The following is a 20896-nucleotide window of genomic DNA, read 5'->3' on the forward strand; positions in this document are numbered from 1 at the left end:
GCTCCTATTTTTTCTCTTTTATTTTTGCGACGGCCTCGATCTCTACGAGACAGCCGAAGTGTAGAGCCGTAGTCGGTACCACGACGCGAGCGGGCTTGTGCGCGCCGAAAAACAGCGCGTACTGCTCGTCGATCACGTCCCAGTTCGCGACGCCTGGCGTATAGACGCGGCACATCCGCACGTCGCTTTTATCCGCTCCCGCGGCGGCCAGCACTGCCGCGACATTGCTTAGAGCCTGCGCGGTCTGCGCAGCAAGACCATCTGGAGCGGCTCCCGTGCGCGGATCCACGCTTAGCTGCCCCGAGACGTAGAGCGTGCCGTCGTCGTCTAAGATGCCCGGCGCATAATGCGCCTTTTTCGGCGCGAAACCGGTTGGATAAATCTCTTTCATTTAAGCTCCTTTGCATATAAAATTTTATATAATTTTACTCTAAATTTATTAAAAATATATAACTATTTCTATAAATTTGCAAAATTTTAAAATTTAATCTAAATTTATAGATTTTTTTATATGAAATTTAAGGAACTCAAATTGAATCAGCTTTTGCAGACCTTTATACCGACCGCGCACCTTATTAAAAATACGATCGGCGATTGCGAGGTGGTCATCCACGATATGAGCACGCCGCAAAACTCCGTCGTTTTTGTCCTCGGCGACGTAACGGGCAGAAGGATCGGCCAAAGCTTCGATCATCTGGTAAAGGACGTGTTGTTAAGCAAAAATTTTGAAAACGACTGCACCGCAAACTACTACTTCACCGCGCAAAACGGCAAGCTCATACGCTCCTCAACTTCGCTAATCCGCGGCGCAGACGGCAAAGTAGTAGGCGCGCTATGCGTAAATATCGATACTTCAAGCGCCATGGCTGCATACAAAGCAATAAAAAATCTACTGCCGAATGCGAAACTCGATAGCAAGGAGTTGCAAAGTGTAAATTTTACCAACGGAGGCTGCGATAACGCGGCATTAGATGGGGCGAGCTTAAAGGATGGCGCAAATTTAGAAACGCAAAGCTCTAACGATTCACAGCAAAATATCCTTGATATCGTCCAAGACCTTATCGCATCGGCTACGCACGATCTGGATGTGGAGAGGATGAAGAAAGAGGATCGAAAGCGCATCGTAAAATTTCTCGCGCAAAAAGGGATTTTTGAGGTAAAGGGCGCAGTGGAGCTCGTCGCAAAGGCGCTTAGGACGCAGAAAGTCACGATTTACTCGTATATGGATGAGGTAAAGAAGAAGGGCTAACCGCGGTACATAAATTTGATCTAAAATTTAATAAGCGTTGCGCGCCTTTTTATTAGCGTAGCCATTGGAGTGGCGCGAATTTAATCTGAATTTGATGAACAAATCAAAAAGTAGGACATACTAATTCCTATTTTATATAGCATGTAACGGCATAAAAGCAAAACTCATCTGTTACTCGAACTCGTAGCCCTTCGTATTCTTTAATTTCTCGTCATAATCGACTCCGTTAGCAATTCGCTTGCGCGAAGCATTGAAATCCGCTCGTATCGGGCTTTTGCGCTCGTCAAACTCAAGTGGCGCGACACCGATGATATCTGCTAACAGATGCGCCAAATCATCGCTCATAAAAGGCTTATCTTTCGCCGCAGCTAGCCTATGCCATAGCTTAGCATGATCGCTCAAAAACTCGCGAGAGCCTATGAAAAGCAGCGGGATTTCGTAAGTAAAGCGGCTCTCCATGCCGTGCCCAAGGCGCCCGTTTTCGTATAAATTTTCGCCGTGATCGCTAAGATAGACGATGAGGCTGTCATCACCCGAAAAAATTTTAAAAATTTCATTTATAACGAAATCGTTGTAAAGCACGCTGTTGTCGTAATACGCGACGACATCTTTCTGCTTGGAAGTAAGTTTTGCCTTTACGTCCGCCGCACTAAACTTGCCAAATCCCTCGGGATAGCGCAGGCTGTAATCCATATGGCTGCCGATGAGATGGATCACGTAGAAATTTCGCTCGCCCTGCCCCGCTTTCGCCTGATTTATGAGTGGAAGCAGCACTCCATCAGGCTTGATGCGGACGGTTTCGTAAAGATTGCTCTTTGAGAGGAAGGATTCCGCGTCCGCGCGATCGGCAGCGCTTTTAGCACTTAACGCATGTGCGCCGAAAGCCTCTTGATTGCTAATCCAAAAGGTGCGGTAGCCACTTAGCTTAAACATATCGATGATGCTGAGGTTGCGAAACCACGCCCTTTTGCGCTCGCTTTCGTAATCGCTGAAATTTAAAAGCCGCATCAGCACCTGATTAGTCGTGCCGTAAGGCGAGATTGTATCGCTAAATTTTATCAAATTACCGCTTGCTTCGAGTTTCTCTAAAAGCGGTGTATTTTTAACGCCGTAGCCGTAGAGCGACATATGCCCGCGCTGCAAGCTCTCACCGATTATTAGGATGATATTTTTGACGCGAGACTTTTGCAAGGCGGGGTTTGTAGCGGCCTCAGGGTTTTTAGAATTTGAAATCACGCTGGGGCTTTGCGGCGCAGAATTTAAAGTCTTGCCCCAACTCTGCGCCATAGCGCCCGAGGTGAACGTAGAATTTAAATTTGCGCCGTAATTTTGCGTCTGAGCGTCCGAGGCGGGCGTGGAATTTTCAGACGCGGAGCCCGAGGCGGCGCCTTGCGGATCTAAATTTGTGCCACCATTTAAAACGCTTTCATCCGCGCGCATGGCCTCGTCATATCCAAGCTGCACTTCGCGCATATCGGTGATGAAATTTTTATCGCTCAGATAGTCTTTTATCGTAAAGGCAAACTCCAGCGGGACGTATTGTGATAGCTTGGTTATATAGCCTTGCTTGCCCTGGGAAGCTTTGACGGCGATATCTACGCAAAAGATCGTTCCGTAAATGAGATAAATCGCCGCTAACAGCAATCTTAGACCGCTATGCGTTTGCTCGCTCTTTCTCTGCCCTACTCTTAGCGCCACGAAAATGCAACCAAGCAGGACCGCTAGATATAAAATCGTCGCAGGGTTAAGAAACTGCGAAACAAACTCGCGCGTCTCGGCTGCGTCGGTATGGACGATCGCGTCAATCGCCACGACGTTGAAGCTTGAGTCGAAATTTACGATCAAAAATAAGGCCACGCTCGCAATTAGCGCAATTAGCGCTAGTAACACGAATGAAACGAGCTTAAAAAATCGGCCGCTAAGCAGATAGCAGAGGTGAAAGATGAGTAAATTTGTGATGAGCACCGCAGAAAAGCCTTTAAATACATGCGAAAAATGATACCCATTGATCTGATAATGTATCTTAGCCCAGCATGCGAGCAGACATAGCGCCGTGCTGAGCCAAAACACCCTCCATACGGGACGTTCGCGCAGAGCAGCAAAAAAGCCGCGGTCGATTTTCATAAGCAAGCGCGCTATGAGCCCGCCCGCTTTCGTCCGCGCCATAAGTCCGCCTATATTTGCTAGCGCTACATAAAATTTTTCTCTCATTTTATATTTCCTGCCTTGTACGAAGAGACGCGACGACGCGCACTCTGTGTAGTGCGACATGTTTTCGCTTTAAAATCAAGGCGCAATCTTAGCCGCTTAAAGCTTTGAGCTTGCTTACTTGCATCCTTTTTACGCTTTAAATTTTACAGCCAAATTTTAAAGATACGGAGAGTTTGGAATTGGACGACGGAATTTTAAGGCTAAATTTTAATTGAAAGCGGATCTAAGAGCGAAGCTACAAAACGAGGATTTAAAAATAGAAGGCATGAACTAAAGCACAACCTTTAAAATTTTGCGGCTAGGCTACAAACCGTCGCGATATATTTTAAAATTTCTAGTGCGATAAGTTCCCTTCGGATAAAATTTATGCATGAAGCGGCTGAGGTAAAATTCCAAGACGCGAGCGATGTAAAATTGTCGAAAGCTAATCGCGGGCGGAATTTCGCCTTGGCAAAAGTGTAAAATTTTAACTAGCCCAAGTCGCCTTTTGTGCGAAATCTACGCGACGCTTAGGACTTCTACCTTACCGTCGAAAACCGCCATGCAGTGCTCATAGTGGCTAGTGCGGAGCCCATCCTTGCTTCTCGTGCTCCATTTATCCTCGGCGATGACCGGCGTGCCGTCCTTTTGGCAGATCATCGGCTCGATGCAAAAAACCATGCCGTTTTTGATTTTGGGGCCTGATTTTGGATTATTGCCCTCCAGATAGTTTGGGATCTCAGGCTCTTCGTGCGGGTGCTTGCCGATGCCGTGGCCGCAGAAGCCGTATAGCGGCACGAAGCCGCGCGCGCGGATAAATTTCTCGATCTCGAAGCTTAGCTCTTTAAAGTGCATCCCTACCCTGATCGTTTTGATGGCAAACTCCAGCGTGTCCTTGCTGCATGCGATGAGATCTTCGTCGGCTTTTGAAATTTTACCGACGGGCAGAGTGCGTGCGCTGTCGCCGAAATATCCGTTTAGCTTCGAGCCCAAATCGACGCCTAAGATATCGCCCTCTTGTAAGATCGTCTCGTCGGGGATGCCGTGGATGATGACTTCATTTAACGAGAGGCAGGCGGCGTTTGGAAAGCCGTATAGCCCTTTAAAAGCAGGATATGCGCCTTTGGAGGTGATGAAATCGTCGATCTTTTTATCGACTTCGAGCAGGCTAAGACCCGGCTTTATGAAAGAAGCTGCGTAATCAAGGGCCTGCGCGACGATCCTATTCGCTGCACGCAGCCCTTCTAAATCTTTTTTTGTTTTAAGCAAAATTGCCATTTATAGCCCGACCGCGCTTAGGGTCTGATATTTGTTCATATAGATCTGCGCTTCGATGCGTCTCATCGTATCAAGAGCTACGGAGACGACGATCAGCACGCTGGTACCGCCGAAATAAAACGGCACGCCCATAAATTTAACGAGCAGCCACGGGATGACGGTTACGAGCCCGAGATAGATCGAGCCCCAGAATGTAAGCCGGCTAGCAACTTCGTTTAAAAAGCTCGCCGTTCCCTCGCCCGGACGAATACCCGGGATAAATCCGCCCTGCTTCTTTAAATTTTCGCTTATATCTTTTGAATTAAACGCGATCGATGCGTAAAAATACGCAAAAAACACGACCAAAACAAAAGTTAGGAAGTTAAAAAAGTAGTTGCTCGGGCTTAGGAAATCATGGATCTTTTGGATGATCGGATTGGTGCTTGCCTGTAAAATTGTAGTCGGAAACATCAAAATCGCGCTTGCAAAAATAGGCGGAATGACGCCACTTAAATTTAGCTTGATCGGCACGTAATTCATAATGCGCTTGTTTTGATTCGCCATCAATACCTTGCGCGAAAACGATACCGGAATTCTGCGTTCACCTAGCTCCACATATAAAATTGCTCCGATAGTAGCCAGGATAATTAGCACGATCGCGATTAGCTTTAAAACGTTCATTTCGCCGGTATTTACTAAATTTACGGTACTTCCGATCGCTCTAGGGATGGCGCTTACGATACCTGCAAAGATAATAAGGCTGGTGCCGTTACCGACGCCGCGCTGCGTAATCTGCTCGCCGATCCACATCAAAAGCATGGTGCCTGCCAGCATCGAAATGCACGAGATGAAAACAAACTCGTTGGTATTTTCGGCCATTATCGCAGGCGCTCCGGTCTGTCCGTGAATGCCCTGCAAGCCGATGCTAACGCCGATGGATTGAACCATAGCGATTGCGATTGTAGCATATCGGATGATCTGCATATATTTCTGCATACCGTCACGCTCTTTTTTGAGTTTACCTAAATTTGGAAAGGTTGCGGCGAGCAGCTCCATAATGATCGAAGCGGTAATATAAGGCATAATGCCTAGCGAGATAACGCTGAATCGCTCCGCCGCGTTACCGCTAAACATATTAAACATTCCAAAAGCGTTGTTGCTATTGTTTTGAAAAAATTGCTTTATAACCTCAACGTCCACTCCCGGAACCGGCACGTAAGCTAGCAACCTATAGGCAAAAAGAAAGCCCAAAGTAATGAAAATTTTGTTGCGTAGCGATTTATTCATTATTTTTGTCCGCTAAATTTTACGTTCTCGTCTTTGATCTTGCTAGCAAGCGCTTTTGCGCCTACGCCGATCAGCTTGATCTTTTTAACGGAATTTGAAATTTTATGAACGGATTTGATGCTTTCGATCGTGATCTCGCCAAGATCTTTGATAGCTTCGATTTTATCGACATTGATCACGTAAGGCTTTTCAAATTTAGAAGTAAAACCTACCTTCGGAAGCCTTCGCTGAATCGGCTGCTGACCGCCCTCGAAGCCTCTTTTTTCGTGAGAGCCGGTACGCGCGGTCTGACCCTTGCCGCCGCGACCCGCAGTTTTACCCAGACCACTTCCTTGACCGCGACCCAAGCGCTTAGTAGCGTGAGTCGAGCCTGGGGCTTTTTTAAGATTTTCTAATCCCATCTTTTATCCTTGTTAGTGTTTTAACATACTAAGAGCTTTCATCGTAGCTCTTACGACATTTGAGGAGTTGTTTGAACCTAGCGATTTGGTGAGGATATCTTTAACACCCGCAAGCTCTAAAACCGGGCGCACGGAGCCGCCCGCGATAACACCGGTACCTTCGCTCGCCGGCTTAAGTAAAATTTTGCTCGCATTGTATTTAACTTCGATATCGTGAGTGATAGTAGAGCCGTTTAAATTTACCTTGATAATATTTTTAAACGCATCGTCTACCGCTTTTTTAATCGCATCTGGAACCTCTTTGGACTTACCAAAGCCAAAGCCCACTAGGCCGTTTCTATTGCCTACTACGATAAGAGCCGTAAACCTAAACCTTCTACCGCCTTTAACGACCTTTGTAACCCTACCGATATTGACGATTACCTCTTCGAATTCTTCTCTATTATACTTTTCCACAATCATTCCTTTGGGTTATAGTTTGATGCCGTTTTGGCGTAGCGACTCGGCAAAGCTTGCGATTACGCCGTGATACAAATAGCCGTTGCGATCGAAAATCGCTTCAGAAATGCCTTTATCTTTTAGCTTGGAGGCTAAATCTTTAGCTAGACTAGCCGCACCCTCTTTGTTTGCCTTTAAATTTAAAACCTTACCGCTGCTGGCGCACAAAGTCGCGCTCGCCGCGTCGTCGATAGCCTGAGCGTAGACGGTCCTATTGGATTTGAAAATAGAAATTCTAGGGCAAGATGCGACGCCTGAAATTTTAGCGCGAATTCTTCTTTTTCTCTTGATTCGTAAAGAGATCTTTCTTTTTAATACGTTCTGTGTCATTTCTCAACCCTTATTTCTTAGCTGTTTTTCCGGCTTTGCGGATGATATGCTCTTCAAGATACTTGATGCCTTTGCCCTTATACGGCTCAGGCGGTCTGAATCCTCTGATCTCGGCTGCTACTTGACCTACTTGCTGCTTGTCGTCACCTTTGATGGTTACGACGTTTTTATCTACCGAGATTTCGATTCCCTTTGGAGATTCAAAATTTATCGGATGCGAAAAGCCCAAATTTAGCTCAAGTACCTTGCCCTTCATCGCAGCTCTATAGCCTACGCCGTTGATTTCAAGCTGTTTTGAAAAGCCCTCGGTAAGACCAAGGACGATATTGTTGGCTAAAGCGCGGTATGTTCCCCAATACGCCCTACTCTGTCTATCCTCACCCTTAGGCGAGAATTCTATCTTTCCGTCTTCGATTTTTACATCGACATGACCTTTTAAATCAAGCTCTTTTTCGTTATTCGATTTTTTAAATTTTAACGACGAGCCGTCAATCTTGACCTCAACTCCGCTCGGGATAGAGATCGGTTTTTTACCAATTCTTGACATAATTTTCCTTTTTATTTGTCTAGGGTATGTCTACTTTTACGAATGGATACCACAATGCCATAAAAAGTAGAAACTTCTTACCAGATCGTGCAAAGCACTTCGCCGCCGACGCCCGCTTTGTGTGCGTCGATACCGCTCATAACGCCTTTGCTTGTGCTAACGACGACGGTTCCGTAGCCGTTTTTGAAGCGCTTGATCTCGTCTTTGCCTTGATATACGCGGCGACCCGGAGTCGAAATTCTTTTAACTTCGTTTATCACGCTCCTGCCCTTTTCGTCGTATTTAAGCACTACGTTGATGATCTTTTTATTGTTTTCCTCTACTACGTTGTAGCTCTCGATATAGCCCTTCTCGGCTAAAATTTTAAGCATAGCCTCGACTACGTTTGAGTGAAAAAGCTTAGTCGTATCTAGCCTTCGCATCGCAGCATTTCTGATGCGAGTTAGTCCATCTGAAATAAGATCGTTAATCATCTCTTCTCCTTACCAGCTTGCTTTTTTAAGACCCGGGATTAAGCCCTCGTTTGCCATCTTGCGAAGGCAAACGCGACAAATTCCAAAATCTTTATAAACGGAGTGCGGACGACCGCAAATTTGACATCTGGTATATGCACGAGTGCTAAATTTAGCGGGGCGTTTCGCCTTGGCTACCATTGATTTTTTTGCCATATCATTTTCCTTTTGCAAAAGGCATGCCGAATAACTCTAGCAATTTAAATGCCTCTTTATCGTTATTTGTAGTCGTTACGACGGTTATATTCATACCGTGAGTTCTTAAAATTTGATCGTATTCGACCTCAGGGAACATCAGCTGCTCTTGTAAGCCGAAGTTGTAATTGCCGCGTCCGTCAAAACCCGCTCTAGGTAGTCCTCGGAAATCCTTAACTCTAGGAAGCGCGATAGAGATCAGTTTGTCTAAAAAGGCAAACATCTGCTCTTTTCGTAACGTAACCATTATGCCTACCGGGAAACCTTCACGCACTTTAAAGCCGGCAACCGATTTTTTTGCATTGACGATAAGCGCTTTTTGGCCTGCGATCAGCGAGATAGTATCGGCCATATTTTGAAGCACTTTTTGATCTTTGCTCGATTCGCCCGTTCCTACGCTGATAACGATCTTTTCAAGCGCCGGAATAAGCATAGGATTTTTTATATCAAATTCTTTCTGCAAAGCAGCTCTGATGGAATTAGCGTATTTATCTTTTAGTCTGCTCATAATCAACCCTCTACCAATGCAACGTTTGAAATATCCATAGGCATCTCTTTGCTTGTAAAGCCGCCTTGCGGATTTTGCTCGGTTGGTTTGATAGCCTTTTTAGCCATTTTACAACCCTCGACGATAACTTGAGCTTTTTTAGGGAACACTGCCTTAACGGTGCCTGTTTTGCCTTTATCGTCACCTGCGATGACCTTTACTTGATCGCCCTTTTTAATCTTAAATTTTACTGCCATTATAAAACCTCCGGAGCCAGCGAAACGATCTTCATAAAACCGCCGTATCTGACCTCTCTACCGATAGGACCGAAAATACGAGTACCGATCGGCTCTTTTTTTGAATCCAAAATAACGGCTGCGTTCTCATCAAATCTAATTAGTGAGCCGTTGCCTCTATGCAACTCTTTAGTCGTACGAACGACTACGGCTTTTACTACTTGACCGCGCTTAATCTTGCCGTTAGGGAGCGCTTTTTTTACAGAGCAAACGATGATATCGCCGATTGTGGCATATCTTCTTTTGCTGCCGCCCAAAACTTTAATACACATAAGTTCTTTTGCGCCGCTGTTATCAGCTACCGCAAGTCTGGTAAAACTCTGTATCATTATTCAACTCCTGTTTTCAAAACCGCTTTTAAGCGAAACGATTTTCTAGCGCTTAGCGGTCTGCACTCGATCGCAGATATGGTGTCACCGATCTTTACGACGTTGTTTTCATCGTGGATCAGATATTTTTTAAATCTTTTTACGATCTTTCTATATCTAGGGTGCATAACCCTTCGCTCTACCAAAACGGTAGCTGTTTTATCGCCCGCCTTCTTTACGACTACGCCTTGAATTTCTCTTTTAAATGCCATAACCTATCCTTATTTCGCTTTAATAGCTGTATTGATTCTAGCGATATCTTTTTTGATAGCGCGAATCTCGTTAGGATTGCTTAGCTGCATAGTTTTTAGCTTTTGTCTAGCCGTAAATAAAAGCAACTTACTTTGTTTCAACATAGAATTTAGCTCAGCTAAATCTTTATCTTTCAAATCAGTATATTTCATTTTCGCTTTCCCTACTTACGATTTTCGTTTTAAAAGGTAGTTTATGAATCGAAAGCATAAGCGCCTCTTTAGCAACCTCTTCGCTAACGCCGGTCATCTCGAAAATGATCCTGCCCGGTTTTATATTCATTACCCACTCTTCTACGCCGCTCTTACCTTTACCCATACGAGTTTGTAGAGGCTTTTTAGTAAGCGGTTTGTCTGGGAATACCTTAATCCAAATTTTAGCTTGACGATTTACGAAGCGCGTCATCGCGACACGAGCCGCTTCGATCTGGCGAGAATTTACCCTACCCGCCTCTACCGCTTTGATACCGAAATCGCCGAACGTCAAGGAATTTCCTCTCGTCGCGTAGCCGCGATTGCGACCTTTCATCATCTTGCGGTATTTTGTTCTTTTTGGCATCAACATAACTATTTACCTCTTCTTGGTCTGCGTGTTTTTTTAGGCGCATCATCGGTCTTTTCAGCCTGGATGCCTTTTTGTAAAATTTCACCCTTAAAGATCCAAACCTTAATGCCGATATTACCGTAGGTTGTATGCGCTTCGGCAAAGCCGTAATCGATCCTAGCCCTTAGAGTATGAAGCGGAACGCGTCCCTCCAAATACCATTCGGTTCTAGCCATCTCCGCACCGCCTAAGCGACCTGCGACGCAAATTTTAATTCCTTTTGCACCTGCTTTTTGAGCGCCTTGGATGACCTTCTTCATAGCGCGGCGGAATGCAACGCGGCGCTCTAACTGCATAGCTACGTTTTCCGCAGCCAAAAGTGCGTTTGAGCCTACTTTGCGCTCCTCTTTGATGTTGATGGCTATGTCTTTATTGACTAGCTTAACGACTTCACTTCTTAAATTTTCGACCTCGCCGCCTTTTTTGCCGATGATGATGCCCGGTCTTGCGGCTACGATCGTTACGCGAATTTTCTTAGCCGTTCTTTCGATAAGAATTTGGCTAATTCCCGCATAATAAAGCTTAGCTTTTAAAAATTTGCGTATCTTGTAATCCTCGCCGATACTCTCGGAAAGCGTCGCTTTAGAAGGAAACCATCTAGACTCCCAATTTCGATTAATTCCTAATCTTAAACCGATCGGATTTACTTTCTGTCCCATTTACGCTTCCTTCTTGCTTGGTTTTGCTACTTCGACGATAATGTGCGAAGTAGGCTTGCGGATACGGCTAGCCGTACCTCTGGCGCGCGGACGAAATCTCTTAAGCACCGGACCTGCATCCACTCGGCAGCTGGTAACTACGACCTCTTCAGGCTCAAAGCCGCCGTTTGCGACCGCGCTTGAAATCACCGTCGCGATATATTTCGCGCCGCGATTAGGCGTAAATTCCAAAGTAGCAAGGGCAAATTCCGCATTCATGCCTTGAATTTGTTTTGCGATAAGTCTTGCTTTTGTCGGCGAAAGGCGAACAAATTTAATAGTTGATTTACTCATATTCTATCCTTACTTGCCGATCTTTTTCTGCACGGAGCCTTTGTGGCCCTTGAAAGTGCGCGTAGGAGCGAACTCGCCTAATTTATAACCGATATGATGCTCGGTGACGTAAACCGGGATAAAATTCTTTCCGTTATGAACGTTAAACGTAAGTCCGATCATCTCAGGCACGATCGTGCTTCGTCTCGACCAAGTCTTGATCGGTTTGTTATCGCTGGCTTTCTTTGCCGCAACGACTTTTTTCATTACGTGATCATCTACGAAAGGACCTTTTTTTAGCGATCTAGCCATTTTTATTTTCCTTTCCTTCTTGAAATTATAAGCTTATCGCTCGCTTTTTTATGGCGAGTTTTATAGCCCTTCGTCGGTTTACCCCACGGAGTTACCGGATGGCGACCGGAGTTTTTCTTACCCTCGCCACCGCCGTGCGGGTGATCGACCGGGTTCATCGCAGAACCTCTGGTTTGAGGACGGATACCTCTGTGGCGGTTACGTCCGGCTTTACCAATGACGACGTTTGCCCACTCTTCGTTACCCACTACGCCGATACTGGCCATACACTCTGCAAGCACTCTTCTCATCTCACCGCTAGGCAGACGTAGAATGACATATTTTTCCTCTTTGCCCATAAGCTGAGCATAACCTCCTGCGCTACGTGCCATTTGGGCGCCTTTGCCGGGTTTTAACTCGATATTGTGCAGGATAGTTCCCACAGGGATATTTTTCATCTTCATCGCGTTGCCCGGTTTAATATCTAATCCACCCTCGGCAGCGGCTACTACGTCGCCCACTTTAAGATCGTTAGGCTTGATGATGTAGCGCTTCTCGCCGTCTGCGTATGAGATCAGCGCGATACGGCAGTTGCGATTCGGATCGTATTCGATCGCCTCGACCTTGCCAGCAACGCCGAATTTATTTCGCTTAAAATCGATGATTCTATAAAGTTTAGCGGCTCCTGCTTGTTTATGACGGCTGGTAATGCGACCGTTATTGTTCCTTCCGGCTGCGGCAGGAATTTTAACGAGCAAGCCTCTAACGCTAGCTTTTGCAGTGATATCCTCGCTGCCAAGCCCTGTCATAAATCTTCTACTTGGAGTATACGGTTTATAAGTTTTAATCGCCATTTTACGCCTCCACGCTTTCTAGGCTTACGCCTTCAGGTAGTTTGACGTAGAATTTCTTCACATCATTTCTAACGCCAGTTCTGCCTTTAAATCTTTTTAATTTGCCGTCCTGTCTTAAAGAATTTATCTTTAGCGGAGTGATCCCGAAATAGTTCTTCAAAACGCTCTTTAGTCCGTTTTTCGTAACCGACGGGCTAGTTTGGATAACGACCACGCCGTTTTCTTGAAGACCGAGAGACTTTTCCGTATAAAGGATCGTTTTGATATCTGTTATATCTGCCATTTTAGTCCTCTTTCACTATTGATTCAAATGCCGCTTTTTCGAATACGACCGAGCCGTAAACTGCGATTAGGTAAGCATTGACCTCGCTTGCATCGACGACATAGCAATTCTTAAGATTTCTATAGGCCAAAAGAGTTTGTGCGTCTAGCTCGTTTTTAACGATCAGCGCATCTCTAACGCCCAGTTTCTTAATAAAATTTGCCGCGTCTTTAGTCTTGCCGCTTTTTAGCTCTAAATCGTCGAAGATAAAAATTTTACCCTCGTTTGCTTTCTCATTGATAGCAAATTCCAACGCAAGGCGTTTTTGCTTTTTATTGACCTTCTGCTCGTAATTTCGCTCGTTAGTCGGACCGAATGCGACCGCGCCGCCTACCCAGACATTGGTTCTCGTTGAGCCCGCGCGTGCGCCGCCGCGACCCTTTTGTCGCCATGGTTTTTTGCCGCCGCCGCTAACCTCGGCGCGAGTTTTAGCGTTAGCCGTATTTGCACGAAGCGAAGCAAGGTAAGATTTGACGTACAAATATAGATTGTGCGAATTGACTTCCGAAAATTTCACAGGGATTTCAATTTCGCTTGCTTTTTCCAGTTTTTCGTTAAGCACGCTTACTTTACTCATTTTACTATCCTTATTCTGCCCATTGCGCCGTTAAATCCAGGAACCGAGCCCTTAAGCACCAAAATTTTATTCTCGGCATCAAAGCTTATGACTTCGTTTTTAGCGGTAATCGTTTCGTTTCCAGTGTGTCCCGCCATCCTCATACCAGGCTGAACGCGACCCGGCCACTCGCAGTTGCCAATAGAACCAGGCCTTCGGTGGAAGCGGCTACCGTGCGCTGCAGGACCGCCCGCAAAGCCATGGCGCTTAATAACGCCCTGATAACCCTTGCCCTTGGATCTGAAGCTTACTTTTACGATCTTCACTCCGCTCAAAACATCTAAATTTTGATCGCCAAGCTCGGCATTTTCTAAGCTTAGAGTCGCAAATTTATTAAATTCCTTGCTTAGGCTATATTTCTTTTGAATGCCGGCGATAGCTTTGTTATGCGCTTTGCCGTCTGCGTAGGCTACGATAGCTTTTTTCTCATCGCAAACTTCGCAAATTTTGGTATTGATAAGTCGCAAAAGCGTCACGGGCGTGCTGCTCGTGTCGATCGTCCTACTCATACCTATTTTTTCTACGATATATTCCATTGTTTTACCCCTTATTTGCCCATCGCGTGAACTTCGACGTTGACTTCCGGAGCCAAATCAAGCTTAGTTAGCGAATCAACCGTATCCGGAGTCGCCGCTACGATATCTAGCATACGAGCGTGAATTTTCATCTCAAACTGCTCTCTGGAGTCTTTATTTACGTGCGGAGATCTTAAAACGGTGTAGCGTTTAATCTTCGTAGGCATCGGCACGGGACCTCTGACGTCCGCACCTGTTCTTTTTACGGCTTCAACGATAGCCGAAACTGTGCGATCTAAAACTCGATGGTCATAAGCCTTGAGTTTTAACCTAATTTTTTGCATCACTTTTCCTTAATAAAGAACTTGTCGCAACGCGCGACCCTTTGTTTCAAACAAAAGACGCACATTATATAAAAGCGCTCCGGTTTTGTCAAGAAAATAGCCAAATTTTATGGAAATATTTCCTTTTAATAAGGAAAAATATATAGAATTTCGAAAATTTTTTAGAGTGTCGGAAATTTTCAATACAAAAATTTTAGATAAATTTGAAATAGATATAAAAATTTCATAGGATTTTTCAGATTTATTTCCTTTTAATAAGGAAAATTTTAAAATACTCGCCATGAATGATCTAAAATTTTTTTACGAAAATCCGCCGGAATTTGCAGGCTTTATCCCGCGCAAAAGAGGTATCAGCTCTGCCAAAACCATAATCTACGGAGTGCTAAATTCCGGCAAAAGCGCCGTGCTGAAAAATGAAATTTCAGAGCTTAAAAAAGATGAAATTTTATATCTAAATTTAGCCGATCTACGCCTTGAGGTGGCAGTAGCGAGTGATGCAATTTTTGCAGCTAGAAATAGCGCAGGCGATACAAAGGTTAGCGAAGTAAACGAGCATGAAATAAGCAGAGAAGCTACGTTAGACGCGGAAATTTCGGATATAGAAGAATTTTATCACGCCGCCGTAAAAAATACAGATACAAAAAACGCAAGCACAGGCAGCTCAAACAATATAAAAAATGCGGAGTTCTACAGCGCAAAAAGCAGGAGTGAGAATTTCTTCCGCGAGATCAAAGAATTTTTAGCCGCCAACGAGCAAATTTCATCGCTTTTTTTAGATAATTTTAGTAGCGCCGATTTTGAAATTTCATCGCTTCAAAGCTTCGCTGGGGGGCTAAATTTAAAGCGTTTTATCATCTCTACTCGCGATAGAGAGTTGGCCCTGCCGGGCTTTGAGCGGATTGAGCTTTTGCCGCTTTCATTTGAGGAATTTATCGCCTTCGACAAGCGCCACAACGAGATAAACTCGATGATTTCGGCATTTTTAGCCCAAGGCGGCGGCGCAAAAAACCCCTTCATAGCGCCTGCCGAAATTTTAGAATTCGAGCAGAGGCTGCTTGCGGCAAACTTTAGCCGCACGGAAATTTTAATCCTCAAAGAGTGCCTAGGCTTCGTCCACGCCGCATTTAGCGCAAATAAAATTTATACCGCGCTAAAGCCACACATTAAGATATCCAAAGACGCCGTATACGGCACTATCGCCAAGCTTGAGCAAGAAAATTTCATCAGATTTTTAAGCAAAGCGGGCAAGCCCGCGCGCGCAAAAAAATTATATTTTTCGCATTTTAATATGCGCGAAATTTTAACAAGCAAAAAGGATTTCCCCAAAAAATTTGCCAACGTCCTATTCTGCGAGCTTTTGGGGCTGAATACGCCGATTTTTTATACAAAAGAGCTGGATTTTTACATGCCAACTCTAAAAATGGGGGTTCTCGTCATCCCATTCAGCGACGCGGACATTATCTTTTTAAAATTCCGTAAAATTTTAAGCATGCTCAAAAGGCTCGGCATCACGAGCTTAAAAGTCGTTTCTATGGCAAACTCCGGTAGGCTCGAGATTGAGGGTATCCGCTGCGATGTCGTGCCGTTTCATGAATTCGCGCTTAGCTTCTAATTATTGACATTACATATCATAAAAATACAAATTTTATGATATAATTTTGGCAAACCCATATCAATTATGCAAGGGAAAGCCGATGATCAAATTAAAAGACAAACTCATTTATGAAACGCTAAAACTAGTCGAATCGCAAGGCGAAGATGGGCTTTTGTGTCGCAATAAGCAAAGCGATACAGAGTTTATGAGGCCCATAAACGAATTCGCAGCTGCGAGTGGGCGCAACTACACCTCGATCAAATCGACTCTTGATATAATTCATAAAAACTGGGGCTATCTGCAGCGCGAAAGCATTAAGGACACGGGGCTTGATGCGGGCAAGGCGTCGAAGATTTTCATATACCGTCTATGCGAGGCAGGGCGAAGCTTTATCGAAAAATACGAAAAAACCCTCGTCCAAAACGCCGACAAATAGTTCAAAATTAAAAATTTTAAGTGCCAATTAGATAGAATTCTTTAATTTCACGTGGCGCGACAGAATTTCATTTTTATGCGACTAGCCTTAAAAAAGGAGATGAAAATGCTGGATTTTATAGTAAAAATGTTCGCCTGGAAAGCCAAATTGAAAGTTAAGGAGGAATACAATAAAGAATTCGGCGATCTATCCTCCATGCGCTCAATCCTGCGCTTTATAATACTTCTTATCATACTTGGGATTTTGATTAAATTTCAGTTGAGCGCATGAAAGATACATTTTTAGACATTGCACTCGTTTTATTCGGCATCGCTATGCTTGTCGCGATACGACAAAAATCTTTGTCAAAATTTATAATTTTTGTCGTGATTTTAACACTCGCCAGAGAGTTAATCATCAGATTTTATGCCTAGTTTCGGCCAAACCGACGCGGATGGAATTTAAAATTTAAACGACAAAATGACGGCGCGACGGAATTCGGCGGGCGCAAATTTTAAATTTTGCCGTAACTACACTATGCTTTTATCGTCGTTAGTAAATTCTACCGCACTTCAAGAATTGCCGCATCTATAAATCCAGCCTTTGTCGTCAATGATAGATTTATCCGCGCCGAGGATTTGCGCTTGATGTCGCGCTTTCTGCTATTAGTGGCGGATTTCGCTCGTGCAAATGCGACGGAATTTCACTTGTGTGAACACGACGGATTTTTGCGGCGGCAGTAAAAATTATAAACCAAACGAGCAGGCTACAGCGTAAATTTATAATGCTAAATTCCACGAAAGCCTAAATTAATGCGATACAAATGTGAAATTCAAGCAAAAATTTTAAATTTAGTAGCAAAATTCCGCACGCCTAAATCTTAAAATTTTATTTCATAAAATTCCGAGATTTAGGAATTAAATTTTGCAGTGAAGCGCCAAATTTTACCTCAAAACTAAAATTCTCACGCAAACCATCCCCGAAAATTCTAAAATTTCATCATCATAAAATTTTAAAATTCCAATGCCATATTGTGAATTTATTATTTTATAAAACGGAGCGAAAAGCGAAATTTTATATAAATTACACTCGAAAATTTCACGAATTCTCGCGCAAACCGGCTCGAAATTCCGCCCTGCCTACTCCACGTATCCGATAAATTCGCCATCGAAAGTATGCCTAACGTCGCCGCGAAAGTAAATTTTACCTCCATCTCCTAAGCGCAAATTTAGCATTTCGCCGCTTGCAGGTATCACGCGGATATCGGGAGCTAGCCCCATATTTTCGACGCCTGCGATGAAGCATGCTGCCATCCCCGTACCGCATGCGAGAGTTTCGGCTTCTACGCCACGCTCAAAGGTGCGCACCTTTAAAATTTTGCTTGCGAGGCGACTTTGAACTAACGCATAATTAACGTTAGCGTTATACTTTTCACGCAGGTCGCGGGCCAGCGCGGCGTCGAACTCATTTAAATCGCTAACAAAAGTTACTAAGTGCGGCACTCCTGTGTTATAAAAATACCACGTTAGCCCTGCCTCCTCAAAGCTCTCGCCCAGGCGCTTAGGGCGAGTTAACATTACCTCGACGTTAGCTACTAACGCGTGAGCGTTAGGGCGAAGATTGAAAATCTCGCCAAAGCTTACATTGCGTAGCTCGCCGCGCATGCTCTCGCTCAAATTTCCGCCGAAAATACCGAAAATTTCACCGCTAATTACGCCTGCGCTGCTTAGGAATTTCATACTTTGCGCGGCCAAAAAATTCTCATACGCATACATGCATACCGCTCGCGAGCCGTTGCCGCACATATCGGCGCTACTGCCGTCGCTATTATAAAATTCCCACTCAAAGTTTATCCCCTCGATACCGTTAAATTTCGGTAGTACGACGATGAGCCCGTCAGCGCCTACTCCATCACGCCTATCGCATAGCTCGCGCGCTAGCTTGGATCTATCTGCCTTAACCGAATCCGTAAATATTACGAAATCATTGCCGCTCGCATTATATTTTGAAATTTTCATTATCTACCTCGCAAATTTTTAAAATTACTAACGCTCACTAACGCTTTATTAAAATTTTACTTCTATCTAAATCTAAACCTACCGCTTATTTTAGACCCTTCAAGACATGCTTTTCTAACTCGCCCGCATTAGTTAGCTGGTTTATTGTAAGGCATTTCACGCTTGATGCTAGAACTTACCTCATAGTTTTTAAATGCTCGCAAGCATCAAATCTTCCGAGCTTGCAAGCCTTTTCATAAAGCTCGCGCGCCCTCTTTTTATCTTTCGCTACGCCCCAGCCCTTTTCGTATTGATACGCTAAATTTGAGCAGGCTAGCGGCTCGTCGCTTTTCTCGCACGCTTCGCTAAAATACTTCGCAGCAAGCGCATGATCCTTTTGCCTGCCGTCGCCTTTAAAATACGTGACGCCCAAATTTACGCACGAATCCGTGTGTCCTTGCTCGCAAGCCCTCGTAAAAAATGTCCTAGCCCTGTCCGCGTCTTTTTTCACGCCGTCGCCGAGGACGTAGCTAAGCCCTAGGTTATGGCACGCCTCTACCTGCCCCATCTTGCAAGCCTTGATCAAAAGCTCAATCGCCTTTTTCACGTCGGGATAGACGCCGAGCCCCTTTTTATAGTTGTATGCAAGGCTCGCGCACCCCTCGCTGCTGTTTTTCTTGCAAGCATCGCTAAAAAGCTCATTCGCCTTCTTGCGATCCTGCGCCACCCCCTGCCCGTCGTTGTAGAGCAATCCCAAATAGACGCAGCCCTTCTGCTCGCCGAGCTTGCACGCCCTGTCGTAATAGCGCGCGGCCTGCTTGAAGCTTCTATTCGAGTCGTATGCATAGCCCAAATTTGCACAGTCTAGCGCGTTTTCCTCGCCGCCTGCGTCGCAGTTGCGCTGTAGCTCATTTATCACGCGGTTTAGTTTTTTACAATCCATCTCGCTCCCCGCGGCGCAGCCCTTCCTTAGATCGTCAATCTCCGCCGCAGCGCCCGTCGCAAACAGCGCGGAGAGCAAAACCGCTCGCGCCGTAAATTTCAACCGCTCTTTAAACGGCGTGCTTTTAAAATTTTGAAATTTAGCGCCCTTTTGGACGCGGCTACCGATCCTCATCGCCTTCTCCTTTATTTTTAGTCTCATCTTAATTCGCGTAGAAATTTTATGAGCTCTCGCGCAAAGGGCTAAATTTTATCTTTTAACTCTTTTAAAAATCTCTCCACCGCGGCCTTAAGCGCGGCAAGATCGCCTCCGTTATCTATTACAAAATCCGCCATGGCGCGCTTTTGCTCTATGTCCGTTTGCAGTTCCACGCGATGTTTTGCGGCGGCATGATCCAGCTCGTTTCGCTTCATCACGCGCGAAATTAGCGTATCTTTAGGCGCATAAACGACCGCTACTTTATCAAAAAACTCATACCTCTTGCCCTCAAAAAACAGCGGAATATCGACGAAGTAAAGCCTTCCTTTCGCCTCTAAAGTCTGCGCCTGCGATAAAATTTCAGCCGTTATCTTCGGATGCAGCAGCGCTTCAAGCTTTGCAAGCTCCGCGGGATCTTTAAACACTAGCTCGCCTAGTTTTTTGCGGTCCACAAAAGCGCAAGAATCGGTCAAATTTTCCTCATCTCTGCTATCGTCAAATTCCACATGCGAACTCAAATTTTTAGCCTGCGCGTCTTTTTGCACGACGTATTGCGCGCCGAAAATTTCAGCTATCTGCGCGGCGCAGCGATCCAAAACGTCATGCGAAATCTTATCGGCATCGATGATCTCAAATCCGCGATCACGAAGCAGCTCGCAAACCGCGCTCTTGCCGCTTCCGATGCTGCCCGTGATGACGATGGAGTGTTTAAATTTCAAGGTGAGCCTTTATAGCGTTTTTATTCGATTTTAGCTAAAATCTGCGAAATTATACCATCTTGGAGGATAAAATTTGATAAGCTACAAAGACGCGGGCGTCGATATAGACGCCGGAAATGACTTCGTAAATGCGATAAAACCATTCGTCAAAGCGACGCAAACTCCGCACGTTTTAGGCGGCATCGGCTCGTTTAGCGGCGCGGTGAGACTGCCCGCAGGCTACAAAAAGCCCGCGATCCTAGGCGCCACCGACGGCGTGGGCACAAAGCTGCGACTCGCGATCGACGCGCGCAAATTTGACGGCGTGGGGCAGGATCTCGTCGCGATGTGCGTAAACGACCTCATCTGCAACTTCGCCGAGCCGCTATTTTTCCTCGACTATTACGCAACGGCTAAGCTCGAGATCGAGGATGCCAAAGAGGTCGTAAAAAGCATCGTCGAGGGCTGCAAACTCGCCCGCTGCGCGCTGATCGGCGGCGAAACAGCGGAGATGCCCTCGATGTATGAGAAAGGCGACTTTGACCTTGCGGGCTTTGCCGTAGGTATCGCCGAGGAGGACGAGATCGACCGCAGCAAATTTGTGCGTGAGGGCGACGTGCTCATCGCGCTTCCTAGTAGCGGCCTGCACTCAAACGGCTTCTCGCT

At 45.3% G+C, this 20896-nt stretch carries 30 protein-coding genes and 1 pseudogene; 4 read left to right on the plus strand and 27 right to left on the minus strand.

Annotation, left to right across the window (positions count from 1 at the left end):
- Positions 1 to 4 precede the first annotated feature (4 nt).
- Positions 5 to 391 (minus strand): RidA family protein, encoded by a 387-nt coding sequence (locus tag Q0117_RS04740; protein WP_297923249.1) that lies wholly within the window; start codon positions 389 to 391, stop codon positions 5 to 7.
- Positions 392 to 532: 141 nt separating this feature from the next.
- On the opposite strand from Q0117_RS04740, the gene Q0117_RS04745 reads away from it, so the two are divergent.
- Positions 533 to 1249 (plus strand): PAS domain-containing protein, encoded by a 717-nt coding sequence (locus tag Q0117_RS04745; RefSeq protein ID WP_297923252.1) that lies wholly within the window; start codon positions 533 to 535, stop codon positions 1247 to 1249.
- A 171-nt stretch (positions 1250 to 1420) separates the two neighbouring features.
- On the opposite strand, the gene Q0117_RS04750 is transcribed toward Q0117_RS04745, so the two are convergent.
- From Q0117_RS04750 to rpsJ, 23 genes and pseudogenes are all read right to left on the minus strand, one after another.
- Entirely contained in the window at positions 1421 to 3460 is a 2040-nt protein-coding gene (locus Q0117_RS04750; protein ID WP_297923255.1) for a sulfatase-like hydrolase/transferase, read from the minus strand.
- 498 nt (positions 3461 to 3958) lie between these two features.
- On the minus strand, positions 3959 to 4717 hold the full coding sequence (map, locus tag Q0117_RS04755; RefSeq protein WP_297923258.1) for a type I methionyl aminopeptidase: 759 nt from the start codon (positions 4715 to 4717) through the stop codon (positions 3959 to 3961).
- Positions 4718 to 5983: a preprotein translocase subunit SecY gene (gene secY / locus Q0117_RS04760; RefSeq protein WP_297923260.1), complete on the minus strand. Its 1266-nt coding sequence runs from the start codon at positions 5981 to 5983 to the stop codon at positions 4718 to 4720.
- Entirely contained in the window at positions 5983 to 6384 is a 402-nt protein-coding gene (rplO, locus tag Q0117_RS04765; protein WP_297923263.1) for a 50S ribosomal protein L15, read from the minus strand. Before rplO ends, secY begins: the two co-directional genes overlap by 1 nt.
- A gap of 12 nt (positions 6385 to 6396) precedes the next feature.
- Positions 6397 to 6840, minus strand: a complete 444-nt coding sequence (gene rpsE, locus Q0117_RS04770) for a 30S ribosomal protein S5 (RefSeq protein ID WP_005868986.1) — start codon at positions 6838 to 6840, stop codon at positions 6397 to 6399.
- 15 nt (positions 6841 to 6855) lie between these two features.
- The gene (rplR, locus tag Q0117_RS04775; RefSeq protein WP_005868987.1) at positions 6856 to 7212 is read right to left on the minus strand and encodes a 50S ribosomal protein L18; all 357 of its coding nucleotides are present in this window, start codon (positions 7210 to 7212) and stop codon (positions 6856 to 6858) included.
- Between the two features lie 10 nt (positions 7213 to 7222).
- Positions 7223 to 7759: a 50S ribosomal protein L6 gene (gene rplF / locus Q0117_RS04780; RefSeq protein WP_177387630.1), complete on the minus strand. Its 537-nt coding sequence runs from the start codon at positions 7757 to 7759 to the stop codon at positions 7223 to 7225.
- Between the two features lie 77 nt (positions 7760 to 7836).
- The gene (gene rpsH, locus Q0117_RS04785; protein WP_005868989.1) at positions 7837 to 8232 is read right to left on the minus strand and encodes a 30S ribosomal protein S8; all 396 of its coding nucleotides are present in this window, start codon (positions 8230 to 8232) and stop codon (positions 7837 to 7839) included.
- A 9-nt stretch (positions 8233 to 8241) separates the two neighbouring features.
- Positions 8242 to 8427, minus strand: a complete 186-nt coding sequence (locus Q0117_RS04790) for a type Z 30S ribosomal protein S14 (protein ID WP_005868990.1) — start codon at positions 8425 to 8427, stop codon at positions 8242 to 8244.
- 1 nt (position 8428) lies between these two features.
- The gene (gene rplE, locus Q0117_RS04795) at positions 8429 to 8974 is read right to left on the minus strand and encodes a 50S ribosomal protein L5 (protein WP_297923267.1); all 546 of its coding nucleotides are present in this window, start codon (positions 8972 to 8974) and stop codon (positions 8429 to 8431) included.
- A gap of 2 nt (positions 8975 to 8976) precedes the next feature.
- Positions 8977 to 9210, minus strand: coding sequence for a 50S ribosomal protein L24 (gene rplX, locus Q0117_RS04800; protein WP_297923272.1), 234 nt, complete (start codon positions 9208 to 9210; stop codon positions 8977 to 8979).
- Entirely contained in the window at positions 9210 to 9578 is a 369-nt protein-coding gene (gene rplN / locus Q0117_RS04805) for a 50S ribosomal protein L14 (RefSeq protein ID WP_005868993.1), read from the minus strand. Before rplN ends, rplX begins: the two co-directional genes overlap by 1 nt.
- Complete coding sequence (rpsQ, locus tag Q0117_RS04810) at positions 9578 to 9829, minus strand: 30S ribosomal protein S17 (RefSeq protein WP_005868994.1); 252 nt, start codon at positions 9827 to 9829, stop codon at positions 9578 to 9580. The genes rplN and rpsQ overlap by 1 nt, the downstream gene beginning before the upstream one ends.
- 9 nt (positions 9830 to 9838) lie before the next feature.
- Positions 9839 to 10021 (minus strand): 50S ribosomal protein L29, encoded by a 183-nt coding sequence (gene rpmC / locus Q0117_RS04815; protein ID WP_005868995.1) that lies wholly within the window; start codon positions 10019 to 10021, stop codon positions 9839 to 9841.
- Positions 10008 to 10433, minus strand: a complete 426-nt coding sequence (gene rplP / locus Q0117_RS04820) for a 50S ribosomal protein L16 (RefSeq protein ID WP_005868996.1) — start codon at positions 10431 to 10433, stop codon at positions 10008 to 10010. The genes rpmC and rplP overlap by 14 nt, the downstream gene beginning before the upstream one ends.
- A 2-nt stretch (positions 10434 to 10435) precedes the next feature.
- The gene (rpsC, locus tag Q0117_RS04825) at positions 10436 to 11131 is read right to left on the minus strand and encodes a 30S ribosomal protein S3 (protein WP_005868997.1); all 696 of its coding nucleotides are present in this window, start codon (positions 11129 to 11131) and stop codon (positions 10436 to 10438) included.
- A 21-nt stretch (positions 11132 to 11152) separates the two neighbouring features.
- Positions 11153 to 11464 (minus strand): annotated as a pseudogene (gene rplV / locus Q0117_RS04830) (50S ribosomal protein L22); the annotation flags it as partial.
- A 9-nt stretch (positions 11465 to 11473) separates the two neighbouring features.
- Positions 11474 to 11755 carry a 30S ribosomal protein S19 gene (gene rpsS, locus Q0117_RS04835; protein ID WP_297923276.1) on the minus strand — a complete coding sequence of 94 codons (282 nt, stop codon included), beginning with the start codon at positions 11753 to 11755 and terminating at the stop codon, positions 11474 to 11476.
- A gap of 2 nt (positions 11756 to 11757) precedes the next feature.
- Positions 11758 to 12588, minus strand: a complete 831-nt coding sequence (gene rplB, locus Q0117_RS04840; protein ID WP_297923278.1) for a 50S ribosomal protein L2 — start codon at positions 12586 to 12588, stop codon at positions 11758 to 11760.
- Between the two features lies 1 nt (position 12589).
- On the minus strand, positions 12590 to 12871 hold the full coding sequence (locus Q0117_RS04845) for a 50S ribosomal protein L23 (RefSeq protein WP_297923281.1): 282 nt from the start codon (positions 12869 to 12871) through the stop codon (positions 12590 to 12592).
- A gap of 1 nt (position 12872) precedes the next feature.
- Entirely contained in the window at positions 12873 to 13487 is a 615-nt protein-coding gene (gene rplD, locus Q0117_RS04850; protein WP_297923284.1) for a 50S ribosomal protein L4, read from the minus strand.
- Complete coding sequence (rplC, locus tag Q0117_RS04855; RefSeq protein WP_297923287.1) at positions 13484 to 14062, minus strand: 50S ribosomal protein L3; 579 nt, start codon at positions 14060 to 14062, stop codon at positions 13484 to 13486. The genes rplD and rplC overlap by 4 nt, the downstream gene beginning before the upstream one ends.
- A gap of 11 nt (positions 14063 to 14073) precedes the next feature.
- Positions 14074 to 14385, minus strand: a complete 312-nt coding sequence (rpsJ, locus tag Q0117_RS04860; RefSeq protein ID WP_005869011.1) for a 30S ribosomal protein S10 — start codon at positions 14383 to 14385, stop codon at positions 14074 to 14076.
- 280 nt (positions 14386 to 14665) lie between these two features.
- Between rpsJ and Q0117_RS04865 the strand changes: the two genes are divergently transcribed.
- Positions 14666 to 15997, plus strand: coding sequence for a hypothetical protein (locus Q0117_RS04865; RefSeq protein WP_297923290.1), 1332 nt, complete (start codon positions 14666 to 14668; stop codon positions 15995 to 15997).
- A gap of 82 nt (positions 15998 to 16079) precedes the next feature.
- Complete coding sequence (locus Q0117_RS04870; protein WP_297923293.1) at positions 16080 to 16415, plus strand: hypothetical protein; 336 nt, start codon at positions 16080 to 16082, stop codon at positions 16413 to 16415.
- A 1118-nt stretch (positions 16416 to 17533) separates the two neighbouring features.
- Here the strand turns inward: Q0117_RS04870 and dapF are convergent.
- The 3 genes from dapF to coaE all read right to left on the minus strand — a co-directional run bounded on the left by dapF (position 17534) and on the right by coaE (position 20251).
- Positions 17534 to 18412, minus strand: coding sequence for a diaminopimelate epimerase (gene dapF / locus Q0117_RS04875; RefSeq protein ID WP_297923296.1), 879 nt, complete (start codon positions 18410 to 18412; stop codon positions 17534 to 17536).
- Between the two features lie 175 nt (positions 18413 to 18587).
- On the minus strand, positions 18588 to 19508 hold the full coding sequence (locus tag Q0117_RS04880; RefSeq protein ID WP_297923299.1) for a tetratricopeptide repeat protein: 921 nt from the start codon (positions 19506 to 19508) through the stop codon (positions 18588 to 18590).
- A 68-nt stretch (positions 19509 to 19576) separates the two neighbouring features.
- On the minus strand, positions 19577 to 20251 hold the full coding sequence (coaE, locus tag Q0117_RS04885) for a dephospho-CoA kinase (protein WP_297923302.1): 675 nt from the start codon (positions 20249 to 20251) through the stop codon (positions 19577 to 19579).
- 73 nt (positions 20252 to 20324) lie between these two features.
- Between coaE and purM the strand changes: the two genes are divergently transcribed.
- Positions 20325 to 20896: phosphoribosylformylglycinamidine cyclo-ligase (gene purM / locus Q0117_RS04890; RefSeq protein WP_297923305.1), on the plus strand; the 572-nt coding region annotated here is incomplete at its 3' end.

Origin of the sequence: uncultured Campylobacter sp., assembly GCF_937997535.1 — a bacterium.
Taxonomy (GTDB): domain Bacteria; phylum Campylobacterota; class Campylobacteria; order Campylobacterales; family Campylobacteraceae; genus Campylobacter_B.

Coding starts and splice junctions, on each gene's coding strand:
- rpsJ (WP_005869011.1), bottom strand. CDS start 14,385: ATGCAAAAAATTAGGTTAAAACTCAAGGCTTATGACCATCGAGTTTTA.
- rplD (WP_297923284.1), bottom strand. CDS start 13,487: ATGAGTAAAGTAAGCGTGCTTAACGAAAAACTGGAAAAAGCAAGCGAA.
- rpsH (WP_005868989.1), bottom strand. CDS start 8,232: ATGATTAACGATCTTATTTCAGATGGACTAACTCGCATCAGAAATGCT.
- dapF (WP_297923296.1), bottom strand. CDS start 18,412: ATGAAAATTTCAAAATATAATGCGAGCGGCAATGATTTCGTAATATTT.
- map (WP_297923258.1), bottom strand. CDS start 4,717: ATGGCAATTTTGCTTAAAACAAAAAAAGATTTAGAAGGGCTGCGTGCA.
- rplP (WP_005868996.1), bottom strand. CDS start 10,433: ATGTTGATGCCAAAAAGAACAAAATACCGCAAGATGATGAAAGGTCGC.
- Q0117_RS04790 (WP_005868990.1), bottom strand. CDS start 8,427: ATGGCAAAAAAATCAATGGTAGCCAAGGCGAAACGCCCCGCTAAATTT.
- rpsQ (WP_005868994.1), bottom strand. CDS start 9,829: ATGGCATTTAAAAGAGAAATTCAAGGCGTAGTCGTAAAGAAGGCGGGC.
- Q0117_RS04740 (WP_297923249.1), bottom strand. CDS start 391: ATGAAAGAGATTTATCCAACCGGTTTCGCGCCGAAAAAGGCGCATTAT.
- Q0117_RS04880 (WP_297923299.1), bottom strand. CDS start 19,508: ATGAGGATCGGTAGCCGCGTCCAAAAGGGCGCTAAATTTCAAAATTTT.
- rpsC (WP_005868997.1), bottom strand. CDS start 11,131: ATGGGACAGAAAGTAAATCCGATCGGTTTAAGATTAGGAATTAATCGA.
- Q0117_RS04750 (WP_297923255.1), bottom strand. CDS start 3,460: ATGAGAGAAAAATTTTATGTAGCGCTAGCAAATATAGGCGGACTTATG.
- rplR (WP_005868987.1), bottom strand. CDS start 7,212: ATGACACAGAACGTATTAAAAAGAAAGATCTCTTTACGAATCAAGAGA.
- rplO (WP_297923263.1), bottom strand. CDS start 6,384: ATGGGATTAGAAAATCTTAAAAAAGCCCCAGGCTCGACTCACGCTACT.
- rpmC (WP_005868995.1), bottom strand. CDS start 10,021: ATGAAATATACTGATTTGAAAGATAAAGATTTAGCTGAGCTAAATTCT.
- rpsS (WP_297923276.1), bottom strand. CDS start 11,755: ATGGCTAGATCGCTAAAAAAAGGTCCTTTCGTAGATGATCACGTAATG.
- Q0117_RS04865 (WP_297923290.1), top strand. CDS start 14,666: ATGAATGATCTAAAATTTTTTTACGAAAATCCGCCGGAATTTGCAGGC.
- rplN (WP_005868993.1), bottom strand. CDS start 9,578: ATGATACAGAGTTTTACCAGACTTGCGGTAGCTGATAACAGCGGCGCA.
- rplX (WP_297923272.1), bottom strand. CDS start 9,210: ATGGCAGTAAAATTTAAGATTAAAAAGGGCGATCAAGTAAAGGTCATC.
- rplE (WP_297923267.1), bottom strand. CDS start 8,974: ATGAGCAGACTAAAAGATAAATACGCTAATTCCATCAGAGCTGCTTTG.
- rplB (WP_297923278.1), bottom strand. CDS start 12,588: ATGGCGATTAAAACTTATAAACCGTATACTCCAAGTAGAAGATTTATG.
- secY (WP_297923260.1), bottom strand. CDS start 5,983: ATGAATAAATCGCTACGCAACAAAATTTTCATTACTTTGGGCTTTCTT.
- Q0117_RS04845 (WP_297923281.1), bottom strand. CDS start 12,871: ATGGCAGATATAACAGATATCAAAACGATCCTTTATACGGAAAAGTCT.
- rplF (WP_177387630.1), bottom strand. CDS start 7,759: ATGTCAAGAATTGGTAAAAAACCGATCTCTATCCCGAGCGGAGTTGAG.
- Q0117_RS04870 (WP_297923293.1), top strand. CDS start 16,080: ATGATCAAATTAAAAGACAAACTCATTTATGAAACGCTAAAACTAGTC.
- rplC (WP_297923287.1), bottom strand. CDS start 14,062: ATGGAATATATCGTAGAAAAAATAGGTATGAGTAGGACGATCGACACG.